The organism is Acidovorax sp. GW101-11A03, assembly GCF_059424825.1.
The window spans coordinates 1-20,011 of record NZ_JBWKZU010000074.1 but is presented as its reverse complement, the minus strand read 5'-3'; the positions used below and the strand labels follow the sequence as shown (position 1 = coordinate 20,011).

Below are 20,011 nucleotides of genomic sequence, written 5' to 3'. Positions count from 1 at the left end.
CACCACGCCCGTGGCCGCCACCGCTGTTTTCAACGAGCAGTTCAAGGCCGCCGACGACGAGGTGGCCCACATCATCGCCGCCAACCTGGGCCGCAGCGGCAAGGCGGCCGTGGCCGTGGCATCGCCCAAGGTGGGCAAGGCGCCCGCGCAAAGCCAGCAGCAACACGCTTCGGCCCCGGTAGCCTCGGCAGTGCAGTCGCCTGTGGTGCAGTGAACGGGGTGGATAGCGCATGACCGCCGCCAACCCCACTGCAGACCAGGCGCCAGCCAATTCGGCGCCTGCTGCAACACCAACCCCTGCCCCGCCCGGGCCGCCTGCCGCCTACCCACCGCTGCAAGGCACCGCCCTGCTGCTGGGCACGCTCTCGCTGTCGCTGGCCACGTTCATGAACGTGCTGGACTCGTCCATCGCCAATGTCTCCATCCCCGCCATTGCCGGTGACTTGGGCGTGAGCCCGGGCCAGGGCACCTGGGTCATTACTAGCTTTGGTGTGGCCAATGCCATCTCGGTGCCACTCACTGGCTGGCTTACGCAGCGCTTTGGCGCGGTGCGGCTGTTCACCATGAGCGTGCTGCTGTTCGTGCTCACGTCCTGGCTGTGCGGCTTTGCCGGCTCGCTGGAGGCGTTGGTGTTCTTCCGCGTGCTGCAGGGCCTGGTGGCGGGGCCCATGATCCCGCTGAGCCAGACCCTACTGCTCGCCAGCTACCCCAAGGCGCTGGCGGGAACCGCCCTGGCGTTGTGGGGCGTGACCACGCTCGTCGCACCCGTAGTGGGGCCTCTGCTGGGCGGCTGGATCACGGACAACATCTCGTGGCCGTGGATCTTCTACATCAACGTGCCCGTGGGTCTGCTGGCCGGGGTGCTCACCTGGGGCATCTACCGCCAGCGCGAGACCCCCATCCGCAAACTGCCCATCGACACGGTGGGCCTCAGCCTGCTGGTGCTGTGGGTGGGCGCGCTGCAGCTCATGCTCGACAAGGGCAAGGAGCTGGACTGGTTCGCCTCGGGCGAGATCATCACCATGGCCGTGGTCGCCGTGGTGGCGTTTGCCGTCTTTCTGGTGTGGGAGCTGACCGAAAAGCACCCGGTGGTGGACCTGAAACTCTTCAAGGGCCGCAACTTCACCTTTGGCGCGCTGGCGCTGTCGGTGGCCTATGCGCTGTTCTTCGGCAACGTGGTGCTGCTGCCGCTGTGGCTGCAGCAGTGGATGGGCTACACCGCCACCTCGGCCGGCATGGCGCTGGCGCCGGTGGGCGTGTTTGCCATTTTGCTCACGCCGCTGGTGGGCAAGAAGGTAGGCCAGTGGGACCCGCGCCGCATGGCCACGGGCGCGTTCATCGTGTTCAGCACGGTGCTGTGGATGCGTTCGCAGTTCACGGTGCAGACGGATTTCATCCACATCCTCATCCCCACGCTGCTGCAGGGCGCGGCGATGGCGTTTTTCTTCATCCCGCTGACCACGCTGACGCTGGCCGGTGTGGCGCCAGAGCGCATCCCGGCGGCGGCAGGCCTCTCCAACTTCGTGCGCATCACCGCCGGTGCCATGGGCACGTCGATCGCCACCACGCTGTGGGAGAGCCGCGCCGCCATGCACCATGCGCACCTGACCGAAGGGCTGGTGCAGGGCCAGGGCGTGTTTGCACAGACGCTGGACAGCCTCACCGCGTCTGGCCTCACGCAGATGCAAGCGCTGGCGCAGATCAACCGGCTCATCGACCAGCAGGCGTTCACGCGCGCGGCCAATGACATCTTTTTGGGATCGGCAGGTTTGTTCCTGCTGCTGATCGCGCTGATCTGGCTGACCAAGCGGCCTGCCAGAACGGCAGGCGGCGCCGCCGATGCTGGCGGCGCGCACTAGCGCAGACCAGGTCGAACCAGGGCGTTATCAAGAGGAAAAAACGCCCTCTCCGCTTCATAGAAAACAAAAGTTTGCTATCTTTTACATAGCAATTGATGACAAAAGCGGCTCCTCGGAGCCGCTTTTGTGTTGAGGGTGCGCCACGTGGCCCGCAATGGGCCTATGCAGCCCCCACCCGCTTTTCTGCATTGGCAAACGCCGTGGCCAGCGCGGCAAATTCGCTCTGGCTCACCACCCCATCGGCAATGCCGCTGCGGTCCATCAGCTGTAGCACGGCCTGCGAAAAATCATTGCCCTGCCGGGTGATCGACGTGCTCGCCAGCCCCTGCAGAAACTCCTTGTGCGAAATCCGGCCGTCCTTGCTGGTGTCAAACCCGGCGGCAATCTGCTCCTTTTGGGCATCGTCCGCACCAAACTCGCTGAGCAGCGCCTTGAAGTCCTGCGCAGAGACCGAGCCCCCCGCCGCAGGCAAGCCCACCAGGCCACCACCACTGCCGCCGCCGCGCTGCACGGCGCCAAGGGCCCCATCCACCTTGCCCTGCGACACCAGAATGCCCTTGCCCGCAAACCCCGCCAGCGCCTCGGCCTGGGGGCTGAGCGTGACCACGGCCGATGGCTGCGCCTGCGCTTCTTCGCTACCACGCCGGGGCGCAGCAGACTTGGCCGCCCCGCTGGAGGCAGCGTTGAAGACCAGCGAGGCTACGGATGCAAGACCGGAAAGAAGAGGTGACATCGCCTTGAACTCCTGCGTGGCGACATCCCGGTGCCGTGCTGGGAAACCTCCCGCCAGCCACCGCTTCGCCTTGTGATCGGAGCGTACGCTGCGCAGCAGGCGGCGGTGGCGCAATAAAACGGGGCTCCCCGGCCCACTTTGCAGGATTACCCGGAGCACGCGCCGTGGCGCCCGGGGCTCGCGCCCCTCAGGCTGGCGACACGTAGCCAGGCCCAAACGCCACAAACTCCCCCTCCAGCTGCCCCGCAGCCTCGCCCTGGTAGTGCAGCACCGACGCCTGCACGATGCGCCCAATGCCCTTGCGCTGCAGCATGCGCGCAAAGGGCTGCCACACCTGCGCGGCCGGCGCCTGGGCCACGGCGGTAAAGGTGCCCGCCATGGGCGCGAGGTAGTCCATGGTGTTGCGCTGAATCACCAGGCGGCTGCCCAGCCCCTCGGCCGACAGCCGCAGGTGCAGCATGGACCACGCCGCCAGAATGGCCACGGCCGAGGCACTGCCGCCAAACACCGTGTCGCGGTGGTTGATGTTGGGCGCCAGCGGCGCGCTCAGCACCACCTGGTGGGGCGATGCCTCCACCACGCTCACATCCATGGCGTGGGACAAAGGAATGTGCTGGTGCAGATAGGCCTGGAGTTCGAGAGAGTTCACGGTGCGGAGGCAGTTGTGCTGAAAACGGACAAAAACAAGAAACGCGGCATGGCCTACGGAAACTGCCCCGTGCCAGCAACAACCACCCCATCAGAAGGCTCGGGCAGCGTGTCGATCAGTGTGGCACCGCCCAGGGCAGTGATGCGCACCTGCAGCGGGCCGGTGGCAATCGCGCTGGGGTGAACGAAGTAGTTGTAGTCGGTCCGCGCCACCGCAATCCAGTCCGCGCTGCCGCTGGGCTTGATCTCCAGACCCGTCACGGGCAGGCGGTGGTTGCGCACCTGGATGGCCACCCACCAGCGGCTGCTGCCCTCCTTGTAGCGGTAGCGCACCGGGCCGCTGACATCCCCTGGCACCACATGCCAGCGGATGGGCACCCGGCCAGCCACCGGGTCGGCAATGCGCGCAAAGGCCTCAGCGCTCAGGTCCAGGTCGCCAGACTTGCACTCGGGGCATTGGTCCGTGATGCGCACGGTGACGGCCCCTTTGGGCCCGGTCACGGCCACAAACTGGCCGCACACGGCGCTGCCCGCGTAGTCAGGTCCATTCATGGCCGCCACCATGAGGTTGTCCGGGCTCGGGTCAAAAGTGCAGTTGCCCCCGCCCGTGGCGCCGTAGAACGTGCCTTCGCCGGTATAGGTGGGCGAAAGCGCGCCGGGCACAGAAGGAGAAGGCGCTGGGGACGGCCCTGGCGCCGGTGCAGGCGCTGGCGTTGGGGCGGGCGCCGGAGCGGGCGCATCGGCCCCCGTGCCGGGCCCATCGGCCGAGCCTCCGCCCCCGCAGGCGACAAGGGACACCAGCAACACAAGTGCCGCATGGCGCGCGTGGCGGATAGGGCGGGCGGGGCTTAACAAGGGCAGTGTCATCACAGGGGCCTCGGTTCAAGAAAACGATGGCGGAGTATCCGCAAGAGGGGGCGCTAAGGGGGATGGCTGCGGGTCTCGGTGAACGATGTGCAGTGCCCCGGCAGAGCCCGGTGGCTGGGCCAGCGCGCTGCGCAAAAAGCCTGGCCGCACATCCAGCGCAGCCAGCGCCTGCACAGAGAACCAGGCAAAGACGAGTGCCTTGTCTCCCTCCCCATGCTCCCCGCCTTGGACGCCTTCCACACCGTCATACGGTCCGTCACAGCGTGCCAGCAGCGAGCCTGGCAGCGGGGTGGCATGCAGATAGAGCCCCAGCTCATGGCAGGCCTCGCCCGCATGGTGAAAAAAGCTCTCCACCACAAAGGCCAGGGCCCCTACGGCCACGGCCGTGCCCAGCTCTTCATGCAGCTCGCGCGCAAGGGCTTCTGAAGCACTCTCCCCCGGCTCGATGGCGCCGCCCGGCAACGCCCAGAACACATCCCCCTTCCGGCGGTGCAACAGCACCTGGCCGTCCGCGCGCCGCACCACCGCAGCCGCACGCTGACGCACGCGGATGGTGGAGGGATCAAGGCAGGAAGCCGCGCTGGCGGCAGGCATCGTGGTCATGGGGGCAGCAACCGGAGAGGGACACAGGGCGACGCGATCCTATCCACTGCCGCCCTTGTCGGCATCGCCAGGCACCGGCCAGATTGCAAGCAATCGCAACAGGGCGCGGGGAGGAGACAGCCGCCGAATCCTGCTCAATCCGGATGCGTCGATGCAAGAATCTCTAGAGCCAGGTTGTGCGCAGCCAATCCACCGTCTCCTGCAGCGGGTGCCCCGTGGCAATCTCGTCCATGCGGTCCAGCTTGTCCACCGCATCCAGCGCAATCGTTTCGTTCGGTTGGAAGACGATCTGCAGGCGGTGGTAGCGGTCGTCCAGCAGTTGCCGGGCCTGGTAGTCCGAGATACCGGCCACGCCGTCCATCAGCACGTTGATGAGCGGCTGCGCCCACTGCGCGTAGCCCCAGTCCAGCGCCTGGCCCTTGATGTAGGTGAGGCTCACGCCGGTGCCCAGCGACAGCATCACCACTTCATGGAGCGCGGCGCGCTCTGCGGGCTGGTTGCGGCGTGAAATCGCCTGGGCCAGCGCCACAATGCTGGGGTTGTTGGCAAACACGCCGCCGTCGATGTACCCGTCGGCCGAGGGAAAGTAGGTGGGCGCCGAGCTGGTGTACTGGGCGATGTGGGCCACCAGTTGCTCGCCGTCCGAGTCCGCTCCTTTGAAGTTGTGAAAGATCTTGGGCTTCCAGGTGCGTTTGGCGGCCACTTCCTCATTGTCGAGGTCGAAGGTGGGGATGGCGACCTTGCGGGAGATGTCGCGCAGCTTCAGGTCGCCAAACACGGCTTTCAGCTCGGCCTTGAGGCCCTTGCTGGAGTAGTCTGCGCCCACGGTTTTTCCCAGGTCGCGCAGGTTGTCCCAGATGCTGTCGTCAAAGATGACGCCGCCGCGCTCCTTGTAGACGGTGCAGATTTCCTCGGGCGTTTTGCCAGAGGCCAGGCCCAGCGCCAGGATGCCGCCAGTGGAGGTGCCTGCAAACAGGTCCACGGTGTTCAGCCACCCCGCCACCTGCGGATCGGCATTGAGCCGGGCCAGCAGCCGCGCCGTGATCAGGCCGCGCAGGCCGCCGCCGTCCAGACTGAGGATTCGGTACTTGGCCATGGGCGCCTCCTGGTACGCAGATAGGTGGCTCGGATGCTAGGCGGCGCCCCGGCGGATGCCAAGAAGAATCGTGCAGGCGATGGGCCCGCCACGGCTCTACCGCCGGTCCGGCCGCAGCCGCCCGCTCTCCCCCTGCCCCACTTCCTTCAAAAAGCTCCACACCGCCTGCATGCGCGCCAGGTGTTTCGCCTCGGCGGGCATGCTCATCCAGAAGGTGCGGGTAAAGCGCGCCTCCTGCGGCAGCACGCGGGCCAGTACCGGGTCAGTGTCGGCCAGAAAGGCGGGCAACACGGCCAGCCCGGCCCCGGCGCGCACCGCCTCGTACTGCGCCGTGACGCTGGTGCTGCGCATGGCAAACCGTTCGGGCGGGTAGAGCTGGTCGAGAAACTGCAGCTCCTTGGTGAACAGCAGGTCGTCCACATAGCTCACAAACGCGTGGTGGCGCAGGTCTTCGCGCGTGGCCACCAAGGGGCGGCGCGCCAGGTATTCGCGCTGGCCGTACAGGTGCAGCGTGTAGTCGGCCAGCTTGGTGACGATGACCGAGCCGCGCGTGGGCCGCTCCAGCGAGATGACGATGTCCGCCTCGCGCCGCGACAGGTGCAGCATGCGCGGCAGCGCCAGCAGGTCGATGGACAAATGCGGGTGCTTTTGCGTGAGCCGCGCCAGGTGCGGCGCCAGGATCAGCGTGCCAAAGCCCTCGGTGGCCCCCACGCGCACCAGGCCCGAGGGCCCTGCCCCCGCCTGCGCCGGGGCGGCGCGCTCCACGCCCAGCACGGCGGTTTCCATGGCCTCCACGGCGGGCAGCAGCTGGCGCCCGGCCTCGGTCAGCCGGTGGCCGCCCGCCTCGCGCGCAAACAGGGCGGCGCCCATCTGCTTTTCTAGCGCCTGGATGCGGCGCGCCACGGTGGTGTGCTCCACCCCCGCGCGGCGGGCGGCGGCGGCCAGGGTGCCGGAGCGGGCCAGCTCCAGAAAGTAACGCAGGTTGTCCCAGTCCATGATCCTAGAAACGGTAGTTGAACGCGCTCGCCAGTGCCCAGTGCCGCGATCGGCGTGCCGGGCAAGGCGTGGCGATCAATGCTGTGCAAATTTGCAAAACCAAAGTGCAGCATTGTCTATTGCTTCAGCAATTTTGCACAGCTACGATGCGCCATTCGTCGGCAAACCGCCGCGTGCCAACCCAGGAGACAAACCCATGAATGCACCGACTTCCCAGGCCGTGCTGGCCCCCACCGTCAAACTGCTGATCGGCGGCAAGTTCGTCGAATCCAAGACCACGCAGTGGCGCGACGTGGTGAACCCTGCCACGCAGGAAGTGCTGGCCCGTGTGCCGTTTGCCACGCCTGAAGAAATCGACGCCGCCGTGGCGTCGGCCCAGGAAGCCTTCAAGACCTGGAAGAAGACCGCCATCGGTGCCCGCGCCCGCATCTTCCTCAAGTACCAGCAGCTGATCCGCGAGAACATGGCCGAGCTGGCCGCCATCCTCACGGCAGAGCAAGGCAAGACCCTGCCCGACGCCGAAGGTGATGTGTTCCGTGGCCTGGAAGTGGTCGAACACGCGGCCAGCATCGGCAACCTGCAGCTGGGCGAGCTGGCCAACAACGTGGCCGGTGGCGTGGACACCTACACGCTGCTGCAGCCCCTGGGCGTGTGCGCAGGCATCACCCCCTTCAACTTCCCGGCCATGATCCCGCTGTGGATGTTCCCCATGGCCATCGCCACGGGCAACACCTTCGTGCTCAAGCCGTCCGAGCAAGACCCCATGGTCACCATGCGCCTGGTGGAGCTGGCGCTTGAAGCGGGCATCCCCCCTGGCGTGCTCAACGTGATCCACGGTGGCGAAGCCGCTGTGAACGCGATCTGCGACCACAAGGACATCAAGGCGATCAGCTTCGTGGGCTCCACCAAGGTGGGCACGCACGTCTACAACCGCGCCAGCCTCAACGGCAAGCGCGTGCAATGCATGATGGGCGCCAAGAACCACGCCATCGTGCTGCCCGATGCGAACAAGGAACAGACCCTGAACGCCCTGGCTGGTGCCGCCTTTGGTGCCGCAGGCCAGCGCTGCATGGCGTTGTCGGTGGTGGTGCTGGTGGGCGAAGCGCAAAAGTGGATCCCTGAACTGGTCGAGAAGGCCAAAACGCTCAAGGTGAGCGCAGGCACCGAAAAGGGCACGGACGTGGGCCCCGTGGTCTCATGCGCCGCCAAGGACCGTGTGCAAGGACTGATCGAGCGCGGCATTGCCGACGGCGCCACGCTGGAACTGGACGGCCGCAACCCCAATGTGCCCGGCTACGAAAAGGGCAACTTCGTGGGCCCCACGGTGTTCAGCGGCGTCAAGCCAGGCATGGCCATCTACGACCAGGAAATCTTTGGCCCCGTGCTGTGCCTGTCGGCCGCAGCCGACATTGACGAAGCCATCGAGTTCATCAACAGCAACCCCAATGGCAACGGCACCGCCATCTTCACCCAGTCGGGTGCGGCCGCGCGCAAGTTCCAGGAAGAGATCGACGTGGGCCAGGTCGGCATCAACGTGCCAATCCCTGTGCCAGTGCCGCTGTTCTCGTTCTCGGGCTCGCGCGCTTCCAAGCTGGGCGACCTGGGCCCCTACGGCAAGCAGGTCGTTCTGTTCTACACGCAGACCAAGACGGTGACGGCGCGCTGGTTTGACGACAGCACCATCTCGCATGGTGTGAATACGACGATTAGTTTGAAGTGACATCCCCCTGAGGCGCTACGCGCCTTCCCCCTTCTCTTGCATCGCTGCGCGATGCGGAAGGGGGACGCCACCCGTGCGGCGGGGCGGCCCTTGCACGGTGGCACTGGCCTTAGGCCGCGCCAGTCGTGACCACTGTGGTCGATGGTAAAAGCGGTGCATGCAAACTTTTCAGACAACGATGCGGAGATGGGCCATGGTCTTCGGTACGGCTTGCGCAGTGTTGATGGGCGCTCGTGCCCACGCACAGGCCGGTGCCGCCTGCAAACCCGGCGGCACGGTGGAAGAAACCAACGCCTGCGCCGTGCAAGCCTTCCAGGCGGCAGACACCGAGATCGCCATCCTCTACGGCGACGTGATGCGCGCCCTGTCGGCCCACGAACGGCCCCAGCTGCGGCAGGAGCACACGGCCTGGCAGCGCGAGCGCACCACCCGCTGCAAGCAGATGCAGCGCAGCAACGAATCGCAACCCCAGTGGCCGCGCCTGTACCACGAGTGCCTGACGGCCGAAACCCAGGCGCGCCGCAAAGGCCTGATGCGCTGGCTGACGCTGGACCACCCGTCCGCCAAGCCCTGAGCAAGGCCACCAGAACAACAAAAATCAAAGAGACAGAACACCATGGACTTTGAACTCACCGAAGAACAACGCGCCTTTGCCCAGACGGCCCGCGACTTTGCACAAGCTGAGTTCGCACCCCACGCCGCGCACTGGGACGAGGAAGGCATCTTCCCGAAAGAAGCCATCGCCAAGGCGGGCGAGCTGGGCTTTTGTGGCCTGTACGCGCCCGAAGCCGCCGGTGGCCTCGCCCTGCCCCGGCTGGACGCCACGCTGGTGTTTGAAGAAATGGCCGCCATCGACCCCAGCACCACCGCCTTCATCACCATCCACAACATGGCCACCTGGATGCTGGGCACCTGGGCCACGCCCACCGTGCGCGACCACTGGGGCCCACTGCTCACCACGGGCGAAAAACTCGCCAGCTACTGCCTGACCGAGCCCGGCGCGGGCTCCGACGCCGCCTCGCTCAAGACCCGCGCCGAGCTGGTGGGCAACGAATACGTCATCAACGGCGCCAAGGCCTTCATCAGCGGCGCAGGCAGCACCGACGTGCTGGTGCTCATGGCCCGCACTGGGGATGCAGCATCAGGCGCCAGCGGCATCAGCGCCTTTGCCGTGCCCGCCGACACACCCGGCATCAGCTACGGCAAGAAGGAACAGAAGATGGGCTGGAACAGCCAGCCCACGCGCACCATCAGTTTTGACAACGTGCGTATCCCTGCCGAAAACCTGCTGGGCCGCGAAGGCGAAGGCTTCAAGATCGCCATGAAGGGCCTGGACGGTGGCCGCATCAACATCGCCACCTGCTCGGTGGGTGCGGCGCAAGGCGCGCTCAACGCTGCCCAGCAGTACATGCAAGACCGCAAGCAGTTCGGCAAACCCATCGCCAGCTTCCAGGCCCTGCAGTTCAAGCTGGCCGACATGGCGACCGAACTGGTCGCCGCCCGCCAGATGGTGCGCCTGGCCGCCAGCAAGCTCGACGCCGGTGCACGCGATGCATCCACCTACTGCGCCATGGCCAAGCGTTTTGCCACCGACGCAGGCTTTACCGTCATCAACGACGCCCTGCAACTGCACGGCGGCTACGGCTACATCCGCGAGTACCCGCTGGAGCGCCTGCTGCGCGACGCGCGCGTGCACCAGATCCTGGAAGGCACGAACGAAATCATGCGGGTCATCATTGCGCGGCGCATGCTGGATGGGGATGCGACGGAGGTGATCCGCTGAGCGCTTACTCCTGTTTTCATAGCTACCAGCGCTTATCCAACGGGCGGTAACGGCCAATTTTCCTCATGAAAAACCACTCTCGGACAGGAACATCAGCCCACGCACCCGTAGCAGCGCCGGGGGCTACCCCCTCTCCCCTCGCGGGAGAGGGTTGGGGAGAGGGGGCTGCACCCGCGCCGCGCCGGTTTCACCCCTCTCCCCAGCCCTCTCCCACAAGCGGAGAGGGGGCGACAACCCTCTGAGACAGGTATCTAGCCAGCGCCATTTGAACCAGCCACCATGCCCGCCCGCCCCCTCTCCGACGAAACCCTGCACCTGATCGACGCCGTGCGCACGTCACTCGCGCACCGCAGCGACGTGGAAGAACGGACCATGTTCGGCTGCTACTGCTTCTTTGTGGACGGCAAGCTGTGCATTGGCATCAAAGGTGAAGAGCTGCTGGTGCGCCTGCCACCGGACCGCCACGGCGAACTGCAGGAGATGCAGAACACCCGCGAACTCTCGCCCGGCGGCGGCATGCAGGGCTACTTCTGGGTGGAGCCCAACGGCTACGCCACGCGCGCGCAGTGGAACTACTGGGTCGAAGAAGCCCTTGCCTACAACCCACTGGCCAAGGCCTCTCCGCGCAAGAAGAAAACAACCAACACCCCGGCTGCAGCGAAGAAAGCGTCCGCCAGCACCGGCACCAAGCCGAAGACAAAAGCCGCCGCGAAGAAGCACAGCATCTTCGAAGCCGACGACTGATCTGCCCCACCCACCCCGGAGCCCACCACCATGCCCCTACGCATCGTCCGCCTTGGCACCCCGCGCACCGCCGGGGAAGGCACCCGCATCGGCACCGTGCGCCGCCCGCCGCGTGGTGTGCCCAAGGCTGAGTTCGCCAGCCGCGACTACTACGACGTGTGGTACCCCCTGCTCTCCCCCAGCGCCGACCTCATGGCCCAGGGCCAGCAGGTGCCCACCGGCCAAGAAGGCGACAAGGCGTGGGATGCCTTCACCAAACAGTTCCGCAAAGAACTGGCCCAGCCCGAGGCCAGCCGCACGCTCGATTTGCTGGCTGCGCTGTCGCACCACAGCGCGATGTCGCTGGGCTGCTACTGCGAGGACGAAGCCCGCTGCCACCGCTCGGTGCTGCGCGCCGAGCTGGCAAGCCGTGGGGCCGACATCAGCCCCTAGATTTCAAGCTTTTTAGGCCGCTACCGCGCTATGGATATGCCTTTATAGCTATCAAATTCATACTAAATCCGCACCCATTCCCTTTCACCATCACAACGACATCAAGGAGCAACACACCATGAAAATCGCATTCATCGGCCTCGGCAACATGGGCGGCCCCATGGCACACAACCTGCACAAGGCAGGCCACGAAGTGCGCGCGTTTGACCTCTCGCAACCCGCGCGCGACAAGCTGGCGGCAGACGGCGTGCCCATCGCCACCGACGCCAAGGCGGCAGTCGCAGGCGCCGAAGTCGTCATCAGCATGCTGCCCGCCAGCCAGCATGTGGAAGGCCTGTTCCTAGGCGCGGGCGAGCTGCTGGCCCAGCTGCCTGCGGGCACGCTGATCATTGACTGCTCCACCATCGCAGCCGCCACCTCGCGCAAAGTGGCCGAGGCCGCCAAGGCCAAGGGCGTGGCCTTTATCGACGCCCCCGTGTCGGGCGGCACCGGCGGCGCCATTGCAGGCACGCTGACCTTCATGGTGGGCGGCGACGCCGCCGACCTGGAACGCGCCCGCCCTGTGCTCGAAAAAATGGGCGCCAACATCTTCCACGCAGGCAGCGTGGGCGCAGGCCAGACGGCCAAGATCTGCAACAACATGCTGCTGGGCATCCTGATGGCAGGCACCAGCGAAGCCATTGCCCTGGGCGTAGCCAACGGCCTGGACCCCAAGGTGCTGAGCGAAATCATGCGCCGCAGCTCGGGCGGCAACTGGGCGCTGGAGAAGTACAACCCCTTCCCCGGCGTGATGGAAACCGCGCCTGCCAGCAAAGGCTATGCGGGCGGTTTTGGTACGGACCTGATGCTCAAGGATTTGGGTCTGGCGCAAGAGAACGCGATGGCGGTGAAGGCTGCTACGCCGCTGGGGGGCATAGCGCGCAATTTGTATGCGGCGCACAGCTTGGCGGGGCATGGGGGGCTGGATTTTTCCAGCATTATTAAGATGGTGCAGAAGGGGTAATTTCCCTTTTGCAAAGAAACGCCAGCGTTTGCTGGCGTTTTTCATCCGCCAGTGCGGAGAATACCTATCCACCAATCAGATGACCAATTGAGTACACTGAACTATAGAAAAATTTCAAACAGTTTCATCCGTTAAATTTTTTATTTATTCAGGAGCAAGTCCATACCAACGAGACTTCCATCGTCCTGACTGAATCGGGACTTCATGCACGCTATAGTCTCGCCCCTGTACGGGCAAATATTCCCGGCGTTTCAGCCATTGAACTACAGCTCCTAGCGATCCCATCTCTTTTATTCTGGCAACAACATGCCAGAGTTTTGCAATCGGTATTCCCGGATCTTGGATACCGGGACGACCAATGAAGTTTACGGAGCCGACCATGGCCTGGAACTCGTAGTCAGCATCAATTCCAAGAAGTGCAAAAAACCTAGCATCCCCGGCGGAGTACATTGACGTAAGGATTTTTGCTTGGCCGACTCCTTTCTGTAGTTCTTCAGAACGCATCAATACCTCCCGTATCTCGGCGGGTTCGATGAACCATTTGAGTTCAATGCACAGACAAACTTTCGCAGTGTGATCGATGATTGCGAGGTCAACGTCCGTAGCACCAACCTCGCCATATTTGAAATCGAAACCAAACGGCTGAAGCGATTGAATGGTCTCAGCTCGAAGCACGCACTCTTTTTCATTTACAAGCGCTGCGTAGATCTTGCGATCTGCGGGGATTTGATTCAGCAAAACGCATATGTTGCGCTCGGCGTGAACTTGAGTCATGAGAAAGGGTGAAACGGCATAGTGCCCATTGTCGAGATCTATTAACGGCTGAATTGCCACATCCGGATTTCTTATACCAACCTCGCCAAAAGTGAGGTATTCGAGGACGGATTGAATGATAGATGCCGGTAACTCAGTTTGTCGCATAAGCAGTTTCAATAAAGCGCCCTTGCGCGGCACCCAAACTGAGCTTTCGTAAGCGATGCCCCGCACTCCAGGAGCAACGATTTGCCGCGCTACAAACCAAGCCTCAGAAGCAATTTGCAAGCAAACAAAAACGGCCCGATATTGAACAAGTGAAAATCGGGTGAATTGCCAGTCTTCGGGTAACACATGTCGTCCATCAAAGGCCGGCCCCCAATGCTTCTGCAATTGATCGAATAATCGGCGGTTAAAATCGATGCTGTACGTTCCACCGCTCGCACGAATACAGCTACGAAGCGTCCCAACAATTGCGTTGCTGTCCAGCGTACGCTCTTGGCTCGGATCTCGCTTTGCCACAAAGCGATCGTAGGCCTCAAAAGAATGATCTGTTACTGACCAGTCGGTGGGCTCTAAGAAATTTCCATTTATGCTCAGATCAATTGCGTTGGCACGGTACAGGGGGAAAATGCTACAAAAGTGCACATAGTCCTCCGCCGAACTAAGCCATTCTTGCGCCAGACCGTAGTGCTCTTCGATGTGGCGGCGATCAAGAATTGTTGACACGCGAGATGCGCGCGCCCAAAGAACCCGCATGGGATAAGTCATCGAATTAACTAAGCCATCTACGTAAATTGCAGCCTCATGATCTGCGAGAGGGCGAATAACACTGACTTTGAAATGATGGTCTTCGACGACTGAAAGCAGTGTCCACGCGCTTTGCGTCCACGGCACACCCACGAGTGCGTTGCTAGCGAAAGCGTCGTCGATTTCCTGTTCGATGGAGTTAAGGTTGTTCGTTGGCATTTTTTGGAATCTTTTCCGCCTACCTGCGGCAGGTAAAGCATGTGCTCAGATTGTTTGAAGCGTACGCCCTTCGAACCTGTTCAACAAACCAGAACCCGCAGTTGAGTATGATTCGCATCCCCTCATGCTGCGCCGCACCATCCCCGCCCTGCCTTTCCACATCGTGCTTCTGCTGGTGGCGTTGTTCAACGCGCTGGCGGGTGCGCCCTTGCATGAGGCGCGGCACATTCAGGATCTGGTGCGCAGCGCCACAGCCTCGGCAGCCGCAGGCGATGTGGAAACGTTGGCAGCCAGCTCCACAGCCAGCGACGATCACAGCGAAGAGACACACACCACCTGCGCCTGGTGCCTGACCCACGCGCTGGAGGCGGGGCTGGCGCATGCACCGGCTCGCCAACTGCAAGTCCCCGCAGAACCCGGCGCCATCGCGCCGCAAGGCGCAGACCCCTTCACGGCCCAGCAGGTGCGCTGGCCGTTTGCTGCACGCGATCCTCCGCCAGCCCAGCGGGCCTGACACGCGTCGGACCCCAGCCAGCCTGCGCTCTCCAGCGCATCCCCTTCTCGTTTTTGCCCTTGCATTCACCCCCGCGGGGTGGGTGTGGGCACGCGGCCATGTGCGCCTGCCAACTCCCAGGCGGGTGTGAGCCGCGTTGCTCCTGGCTTTTGCATTCACCGCTTTTGGACTGGTTTGCCATGCGTTCTTCGTCTTCTCCTGATTCTGTTTCTTCTTCACGCCCTGCGCCCCTGCCCCGCCCAACCTTGACGGCCCTGGCTACCGCCGCCCTGCTGGCCTCCCTCCACCCCGCCTGGGCCGCAGACGGCGATGTGGTCACCCCACCCACCCTGTCTGCCGTAGACGTGGTGGGCCGCAGTGCCTCGGGCACCTATTACGCCGACGAGGCCGAGGGGGCCAAGACCAACCTGCCGCTGCGCGAGCTGCCGCAATCCGTGCGCGTGATGTCGCGCCAGACGCTGGACGACCTGGGCGCCACGCGGCTGGATGATGTGCTGGACTATGTGGGCGGGGTCTCGCGCCAGAACAGCTTTGGCGGGCTGTGGGACAACATCGCCATCCGGGGCCTGCCGGGCAACGAGAACACGGGCATGGCGACGCTGCTCAACGGCTTCTCGTCCAACCGGGGCTTCAATGCGCCGCGCGACCTGGCGGGGGTGGAGCGGGTGGAGTTCCTCAAGGGCCCCGCCGCCGCCCTGTATGGCAGCAGCGAGCCTGGCGGCACGCTCAACATCGTGAGCAAAAAGCCGTTGTGGAAGGCCGCCCATTCGGTGGAGGCCTATGCGGGCAGCTACGGCCTGGGCCGTGCGGCGCTGGACACCACCGGCCCCATCAACGACCGGCTGGCCTACCGCCTGAATGTGGCGGTGGAGGACAAGGGCAGCTTTCGCGACCATGTGCGCGCGCAGCGGCAGGTGGTGGCCCCGGCGTTCACCTGGAAGCTCTCGCCCGACACGGTGCTGGAGTACACCGCCGAATTTCTGCGCCACGCCACGCCGCTGGACCGGGGCGTGGTGGCCGTCAACAACCGCCTGGGCGCGGTGCCTGCCAGCCGCTTTTTGGGCGAGCCTGCCGATGGCGATGTGACGGTGACCAACCAGACACACCAGCTGGTGCTGTCGCACGAGTGGAACCCCGACTGGCGCACCCGCGTTGGGCTGTCGTACCGCGAGACGGGGATGGAAGGCTTCTCGACCGAGGCCACGGCGCTGCAGGCCAATGGCCGCACGCTGACGCGCCAGCGGCGGTACCGCGACTTCCAGTCGGACGACGTGGCCGTGCAGGCCGAGCTGCAGGGCAACCTGCGCACAGGCGGGCTGGAGCATGAGCTGCTGGTGGGCGTGGAGAGCTACCGGTTCAGCATGGATTCGGTGATGCTGCGAGTGAACCCCAGCGCTACCGCGCCCTACGCCATCGACATCTTCAACCCCGTGTACGGCCAGGCGCAGCCCACGCCCGGGCGCAACACCGATACGCTGGAGAAGCAGCGCAACACCGCGCTGTATGTGCAAGACACCCTGAAGCTGGGTGAGCAGTGGCGCGTGATGGCCGGGCTGCGGGCCGACCACTACGACCAGAGCCTGCAAAACCGCATCACCAACCGCACCACGGCGCAAAGCCCATCGGCAGTGTCGCCGCGACTGGGCGTGAGCTGGCTGCCCACGCCGGGGTGGACGGTGTATGCCAACGCGGGCAGTTCGTTCCGCCCCAACACGGGCAGCAATGTGGCGGGCAACGGCTTTGACCCCGAAAAATCCCGCGCGCTGGAGCTGGGCGCCAAGTGGGAGAGCGCCGACCAGCGCCTGGGCGCCACGGCGGCGCTTTTCGACATCACCAAGCGCAATGTGCTGACCAGCGACCCGCTGAACGCGGGCTTCTCGGTGGCCGCAGGCGAGGTGCGCAGCCGGGGCCTGGAGCTGGACCTGGCGGGCCGCCTGAGCACCCACTGGCGCGTGAATGCGAGCCTGGTGGTCAACGACGTGGAGGTGACCCGCGACAACACGCTGGAGGTGGGCGGCCGCCTGCTGAACGTGCCCCGTGTGAACGGCAGCGTGCTGGCGGTGTACGAAAACGCGCTGGCCAACGGCCAGCGCTACGGCGTGGGCGGCGGCGTGACCCACATGGGCAAGCGCCTGGGCCAGGCCCGCACGCAGGCCGAGGCCAATGCGGGCACCGCCGCGTTCGAGCTGCCCAGCTACACCACGGCCAAGCTGATGGCGTACTGGCGGCTGAGCCCCACGCTGAACCTGTCGCTGGACGTGGACAACGTGTTTGACAAGGTGCACTACACCAGCTCGTACAGCCGCGTGTGGGTGGCGCCGGGGGCGGCGCGCACGGTTACCGTGGGTTTGCAGGCGAAGTTTTGACCCAGTGAGCCAGAACCGTTCACGCTGAGCCTGTCGAAGCGCCGCGCAGGGCTTCGACAGGCTCAGCCCGAACGGTGAGTGGAAGTTCAAAGATGCCGACGCCATCGCCGCCCGAATTTCAGCGGCTGCACTGCATGCACAGCACCATGAATCACTGAAATGAATCGTTTCTTCAACCCCTTTTCACCGCTGACGCGCCGCCGTGCCTTGCAAGCTCCCGTGGCCGCGCTGGCGGCAGGCGCCCTGCCCGTTGCGTGGGCGCAGGGCACACCACCCGCCTCCACCCCCGCGCCGCTGCAAATCGTCGGCCCGTGGGAGATCAGCGGCCTGGCGCCCGCCAGCAGCGGCTATGTGTTCACGCGCATGCAGGTCACCGAAACCCTGCTGGATGCGGCAGACGACGGCCAGCCCCGGCCCGCGCTGGCGCGGCTCTGGCGCCGGTCGGCGGATGGGCTGGTGTGGCACTTTGAGCTGCGGCCCGGGGCGCGTTTTCATGACGGCACACCTGTGACGGCGGCCGCCGTGGTGCGCAGCCTGCAGGCCGCGCAGGTGGCGCCCGCGCTGTTGAGCCAGGCGCCCATCCAGTCCGTCACCGCGCCCGACGAGGGCACGGTGCTCATCCGCCTGCAACGACCCCACACTGCCCTGCCCGCGCTGCTGGCGCATTCCAGCACCATGGTGCTGGCCCCTGCCAGCTATGGGGCCGACGGCAAGGTGCGCAGCATCATTGGCAGCGGCCCCTACCGCATTGCGGTGCTGGTGCCGCCGCAGCAGGTGGAGACAGTGGTGTTTGACGCCTACGATGGCCCGCGCCCCGCCATTGCCGCCGTGCGCTACCTGGCCGCCAGCCGTGCCGAAACCCGCGCGCTGATGGCCGAGAGCGGCCGGGCCGATCTGGCCTATGGGCTGGACCCGGCCAGCCTGCGGCGGCTGCAGCGACACGCGCATAACCCCGCACTGGCGCGCCGCACCGCCGTGCACATTGCCTCGGTCACGCTGCCGCGCACCGTCATCGTCAAGCTGAATGCGGGCCTGCCCGCGCTGCGCGATGTGCGCGTGCGCCAGGCGCTGAGCCTGGCCATCGACCGCGCGGGCATTGCGCTGGCGCTGATGGGCGACGAGGCGCTGGCCGCCACGCAGCTGCTGCCCCCCACGCTGGGCGCGTGGCACAACCCGCACCTGCCCCCGCTGCAGCACGACCCCGAAGCCGCCGCGCGCCTGCTGCGCGCCGCAGGCTGGCAGCGCCACAGCGACGGCCTGCGTGATGCCGAGGGCCAGCCGCTGCACCTGGTGATCCGCACCTTTGTGGACCGGCCCGAGCTGCCGCTGATTGCCACCGCCTTGCAGGAACAGTGGCGGCTGGCGGGCATGGCGGTGAAGGTGAGCATCGGCAACTCGGGCGACGTGCCCCGGGGCCACCGCGACGGCAGCCTGCAACTGGCGCTGGCGGCACGCAACTACGCCAACGTGCCCGACCCCACAGGCACGCTGGCGAGCGACCTTGCCGCCCAGGGCGGCGACTGGGGCGCCATGGGCTGGCACAGCGACACCGTGGTGCAGGCCCTGCAGGAGCTCACGCGCACCCAGACGCCGCCCGAGCGCACGCGCGCGCTGCGGCAAACCATCACGCGCACCCTGCAAACGGAGCTGCCCGTGATCCCCGTGGCGTGGTACCGCCAGCATGTGGCCGTGGCCCCCCGGCTGGCGGGCGTCACGCTGGACCCGCTGGAGCGTTCTTACCGCCTGACCGGCATGGAGTGGAACAACCCATGAACCCCTTGATGTCGAAACCCTGGACCGCCCTGCTCGGCCGCAGGCTGGTGCAGGTGCTGGCCGTTTCCCTGCTGATCGGCACGCTGTGCTTTTTGATGGTGCGCGCCCTGCCGGGCGACCTGGCCATGCGCGTGGCGGCGGGCCGCTATGGCTATGACCTGGTGAGCAACGCCGCTGCCGACGCGGTGCGCGCGGAGCTGGGGCTGGACCGCCCCGGCTGGCTGGCGCTGTTGCACTGGTGGCGCGACATGGCCACGTTCAACCTGGGGCAGTCGCTGGTGTCGCAGCGTTCGGTGTGGCACGAGGTCACGCACCACCTGGGCGCCACGCTGCGCCTGTCTGCCGCCGCGCTGGCCATTGCCTTTGCCGTGGGTGTGCCGCTGGGCGTGTGGGCCGGACTGCGCCCCCAGGGCTGGGTGGACAAGGCCAGCTGGCTGATGGCCGTGGTGCTGCGCGCGCTGCCGCCGTTTTTGCTGTCGGTGCTGCTCATCCTGCTGGTGGCGGTGCAGTGGGGCTTTTTGCCTGCGGGCGGTGACGAGAGCCAGGCCAGTCTGGTGCTGCCCGCGCTCACGCTGGGGCTGGGCCTGGCCGCTGGGCTGGCGCGCGTGACCCGCGCTGCGATGCTGGAGGTGGTGGTGTCGCCCTTCTTTGAATTTGCGCGCACCAAGGGCCTGAGCGACTGGCAGGCGCTGGTGCGCCATGGCCTGCGCAATGCCGCCGTGCCGGTGACAGCCTACCTGGGCGTGCAGGCGCTGTTTCTGGTGGAGGGCGCGCTGGTGGTGGAGACGCTGTTTGCCTGGCCCGGCATTGGCCATGCGCTGGTGCACGCCGTGTTTGGGCGCGACATCCCGGTGGTGCAAGGCACGGCCTTGTGCATGGGCGTGCTGTTTGTAGTGTTCAACCTGCTGGTGGATGCGGCGTGCCTGGCGCTGGACCCCCGACATACCCAGAAGGTGGCTGCATGAGTGCTGTGCCTTCCACTCTTTCCTCGCCAGTTGGCGGCTTGGTGGCCCAGCCTCGCTGGCCGCTGCGCACCATGCTGGGCCTGGCCCTGCTCGGCCTGCTGGCGCTGTTTGCCCTGCTCGGCCCCTGGCTGGTGGGCGCCAGCCCGGTGGTGCAAGACCTGCGCAACACCCTGGAGCCCCCCAGCGC

At 65.6% G+C, this 20,011-nt stretch carries 18 protein-coding genes and 2 pseudogenes; 13 read left to right on the top strand and 7 right to left on the bottom strand.

Annotated features, from left to right (window positions below):
• A pseudogene (locus tag AC07Z7_RS21885) lies at nt 1-214 on the top strand (EmrA/EmrK family multidrug efflux transporter periplasmic adaptor subunit); the annotation flags it as partial.
• Nucleotides 215-230: 16 nt separating this feature from the next.
• A complete protein-coding gene (locus AC07Z7_RS21880; RefSeq protein ID WP_207253415.1) occupies nt 231-1,859 on the top strand; it encodes a DHA2 family efflux MFS transporter permease subunit in 1,629 nt (542 codons plus the stop codon).
• 160 nt (nt 1,860-2,019) lie between these two features.
• Here AC07Z7_RS21880 and AC07Z7_RS21875 read toward each other — a convergent pair whose 3' ends face one another.
• The 6 genes from AC07Z7_RS21875 to AC07Z7_RS21850 all read right to left on the bottom strand — a co-directional run bounded on the left by AC07Z7_RS21875 (nt 2,020) and on the right by AC07Z7_RS21850 (nt 6,802).
• The gene (locus AC07Z7_RS21875) at nt 2,020-2,592 is read right to left on the bottom strand and encodes an EF-hand domain-containing protein (RefSeq protein WP_207253414.1); all 573 of its coding nucleotides are present in this window, start codon (nt 2,590-2,592) and stop codon (nt 2,020-2,022) included.
• 187 nt (nt 2,593-2,779) lie between these two features.
• Entirely contained in the window at nt 2,780-3,241 is a 462-nt protein-coding gene (locus tag AC07Z7_RS21870) for a YiiD C-terminal domain-containing protein (protein ID WP_207253413.1), read from the bottom strand.
• 53 nt (nt 3,242-3,294) lie between these two features.
• Nucleotides 3,295-4,107 carry an expansin EXLX1 family cellulose-binding protein gene (locus AC07Z7_RS21865; protein WP_494767645.1) on the bottom strand — a complete coding sequence of 271 codons (813 nt, stop codon included), beginning with the start codon at nt 4,105-4,107 and terminating at the stop codon, nt 3,295-3,297.
• A 15-nt stretch (nt 4,108-4,122) separates the two neighbouring features.
• Entirely contained in the window at nt 4,123-4,710 is a 588-nt protein-coding gene (locus AC07Z7_RS21860; RefSeq protein ID WP_494767644.1) for an NUDIX hydrolase, read from the bottom strand.
• Between the two features lie 163 nt (nt 4,711-4,873).
• On the bottom strand, nt 4,874-5,806 hold the full coding sequence (locus tag AC07Z7_RS21855; RefSeq protein WP_207253411.1) for a patatin-like phospholipase family protein: 933 nt from the start codon (nt 5,804-5,806) through the stop codon (nt 4,874-4,876).
• A 96-nt stretch (nt 5,807-5,902) separates the two neighbouring features.
• Complete coding sequence (locus AC07Z7_RS21850) at nt 5,903-6,802, bottom strand: LysR family transcriptional regulator (protein WP_094291128.1); 900 nt, start codon at nt 6,800-6,802, stop codon at nt 5,903-5,905.
• Between the two features lie 196 nt (nt 6,803-6,998).
• Between AC07Z7_RS21850 and AC07Z7_RS21845 the strand changes: the two genes are divergently transcribed.
• From AC07Z7_RS21845 to mmsB, 6 genes are all read left to right on the top strand, one after another.
• Nucleotides 6,999-8,522: a CoA-acylating methylmalonate-semialdehyde dehydrogenase gene (locus tag AC07Z7_RS21845; protein WP_094291238.1), complete on the top strand. Its 1,524-nt coding sequence runs from the start codon at nt 6,999-7,001 to the stop codon at nt 8,520-8,522.
• 193 nt (nt 8,523-8,715) lie between these two features.
• Nucleotides 8,716-9,096 carry a lysozyme inhibitor LprI family protein gene (locus tag AC07Z7_RS21840; protein WP_207253410.1) on the top strand — a complete coding sequence of 127 codons (381 nt, stop codon included), beginning with the start codon at nt 8,716-8,718 and terminating at the stop codon, nt 9,094-9,096.
• Nucleotides 9,097-9,138: 42 nt separating this feature from the next.
• A complete protein-coding gene (locus AC07Z7_RS21835; RefSeq protein WP_207253409.1) occupies nt 9,139-10,305 on the top strand; it encodes an acyl-CoA dehydrogenase family protein in 1,167 nt (388 codons plus the stop codon).
• A gap of 279 nt (nt 10,306-10,584) precedes the next feature.
• Entirely contained in the window at nt 10,585-11,049 is a 465-nt protein-coding gene (locus tag AC07Z7_RS21830; RefSeq protein ID WP_207253408.1) for a TfoX/Sxy family protein, read from the top strand.
• Nucleotides 11,050-11,079: 30 nt separating this feature from the next.
• Complete coding sequence (locus AC07Z7_RS21825; RefSeq protein ID WP_207253407.1) at nt 11,080-11,481, top strand: DUF488 family protein, N3 subclade; 402 nt, start codon at nt 11,080-11,082, stop codon at nt 11,479-11,481.
• Nucleotides 11,482-11,581: 100 nt separating this feature from the next.
• Nucleotides 11,582-12,484, top strand: coding sequence for a 3-hydroxyisobutyrate dehydrogenase (gene mmsB, locus AC07Z7_RS21820; RefSeq protein WP_494767646.1), 903 nt, complete (start codon nt 11,582-11,584; stop codon nt 12,482-12,484).
• Nucleotides 12,485-12,628: 144 nt separating this feature from the next.
• On the opposite strand, the gene AC07Z7_RS21815 is transcribed toward mmsB, so the two are convergent.
• Nucleotides 12,629-14,206 (bottom strand): hypothetical protein, encoded by a 1,578-nt coding sequence (locus tag AC07Z7_RS21815; protein ID WP_207253405.1) that lies wholly within the window; start codon nt 14,204-14,206, stop codon nt 12,629-12,631.
• A gap of 124 nt (nt 14,207-14,330) precedes the next feature.
• On the opposite strand from AC07Z7_RS21815, the gene AC07Z7_RS21810 reads away from it, so the two are divergent.
• The 5 genes and pseudogenes from AC07Z7_RS21810 to AC07Z7_RS21790 all read left to right on the top strand — a co-directional run.
• Nucleotides 14,331-14,720, top strand: a complete 390-nt coding sequence (locus tag AC07Z7_RS21810) for a DUF2946 family protein (protein ID WP_207253404.1) — start codon at nt 14,331-14,333, stop codon at nt 14,718-14,720.
• A gap of 179 nt (nt 14,721-14,899) precedes the next feature.
• Nucleotides 14,900-17,086: a TonB-dependent siderophore receptor gene (locus tag AC07Z7_RS21805; protein ID WP_494767643.1), complete on the top strand. Its 2,187-nt coding sequence runs from the start codon at nt 14,900-14,902 to the stop codon at nt 17,084-17,086.
• Nucleotides 17,087-17,245: 159 nt separating this feature from the next.
• A complete protein-coding gene (locus AC07Z7_RS21800) occupies nt 17,246-18,859 on the top strand; it encodes an ABC transporter substrate-binding protein (RefSeq protein ID WP_207253402.1) in 1,614 nt (537 codons plus the stop codon).
• Nucleotides 18,856-19,824 carry an ABC transporter permease gene (locus AC07Z7_RS21795; RefSeq protein WP_258536625.1) on the top strand — a complete coding sequence of 323 codons (969 nt, stop codon included), beginning with the start codon at nt 18,856-18,858 and terminating at the stop codon, nt 19,822-19,824. Before AC07Z7_RS21800 ends, AC07Z7_RS21795 begins: the two co-directional genes overlap by 4 nt.
• Nucleotides 19,821-20,011: pseudogene (locus AC07Z7_RS21790) on the top strand (ABC transporter permease); the annotation flags it as partial. The gene AC07Z7_RS21795 and the pseudogene AC07Z7_RS21790, both read left to right, overlap by 4 nt.

Coding starts and splice junctions, on each gene's coding strand:
- AC07Z7_RS21880 (WP_207253415.1), top strand. CDS start 231: ATGACCGCCGCCAACCCCACTGCAGACCAGGCGCCAGCCAATTCGGCG.
- AC07Z7_RS21875 (WP_207253414.1), bottom strand. CDS start 2,592: ATGTCACCTCTTCTTTCCGGTCTTGCATCCGTAGCCTCGCTGGTCTTC.
- AC07Z7_RS21865 (WP_494767645.1), bottom strand. CDS start 4,107: ATGACACTGCCCTTGTTAAGCCCCGCCCGCCCTATCCGCCACGCGCGC.
- AC07Z7_RS21860 (WP_494767644.1), bottom strand. CDS start 4,710: ATGACCACGATGCCTGCCGCCAGCGCGGCTTCCTGCCTTGATCCCTCC.
- AC07Z7_RS21855 (WP_207253411.1), bottom strand. CDS start 5,806: ATGGCCAAGTACCGAATCCTCAGTCTGGACGGCGGCGGCCTGCGCGGC.
- AC07Z7_RS21850 (WP_094291128.1), bottom strand. CDS start 6,802: ATGGACTGGGACAACCTGCGTTACTTTCTGGAGCTGGCCCGCTCCGGC.
- AC07Z7_RS21845 (WP_094291238.1), top strand. CDS start 6,999: ATGAATGCACCGACTTCCCAGGCCGTGCTGGCCCCCACCGTCAAACTG.
- AC07Z7_RS21840 (WP_207253410.1), top strand. CDS start 8,716: ATGGTCTTCGGTACGGCTTGCGCAGTGTTGATGGGCGCTCGTGCCCAC.
- AC07Z7_RS21835 (WP_207253409.1), top strand. CDS start 9,139: ATGGACTTTGAACTCACCGAAGAACAACGCGCCTTTGCCCAGACGGCC.
- AC07Z7_RS21830 (WP_207253408.1), top strand. CDS start 10,585: ATGCCCGCCCGCCCCCTCTCCGACGAAACCCTGCACCTGATCGACGCC.
- AC07Z7_RS21825 (WP_207253407.1), top strand. CDS start 11,080: ATGCCCCTACGCATCGTCCGCCTTGGCACCCCGCGCACCGCCGGGGAA.
- AC07Z7_RS21815 (WP_207253405.1), bottom strand. CDS start 14,206: ATGCCAACGAACAACCTTAACTCCATCGAACAGGAAATCGACGACGCT.
- AC07Z7_RS21810 (WP_207253404.1), top strand. CDS start 14,331: ATGCTGCGCCGCACCATCCCCGCCCTGCCTTTCCACATCGTGCTTCTG.
- AC07Z7_RS21805 (WP_494767643.1), top strand. CDS start 14,900: ATGCGTTCTTCGTCTTCTCCTGATTCTGTTTCTTCTTCACGCCCTGCG.
- AC07Z7_RS21800 (WP_207253402.1), top strand. CDS start 17,246: ATGAATCGTTTCTTCAACCCCTTTTCACCGCTGACGCGCCGCCGTGCC.
- AC07Z7_RS21795 (WP_258536625.1), top strand. CDS start 18,856: ATGAACCCCTTGATGTCGAAACCCTGGACCGCCCTGCTCGGCCGCAGG.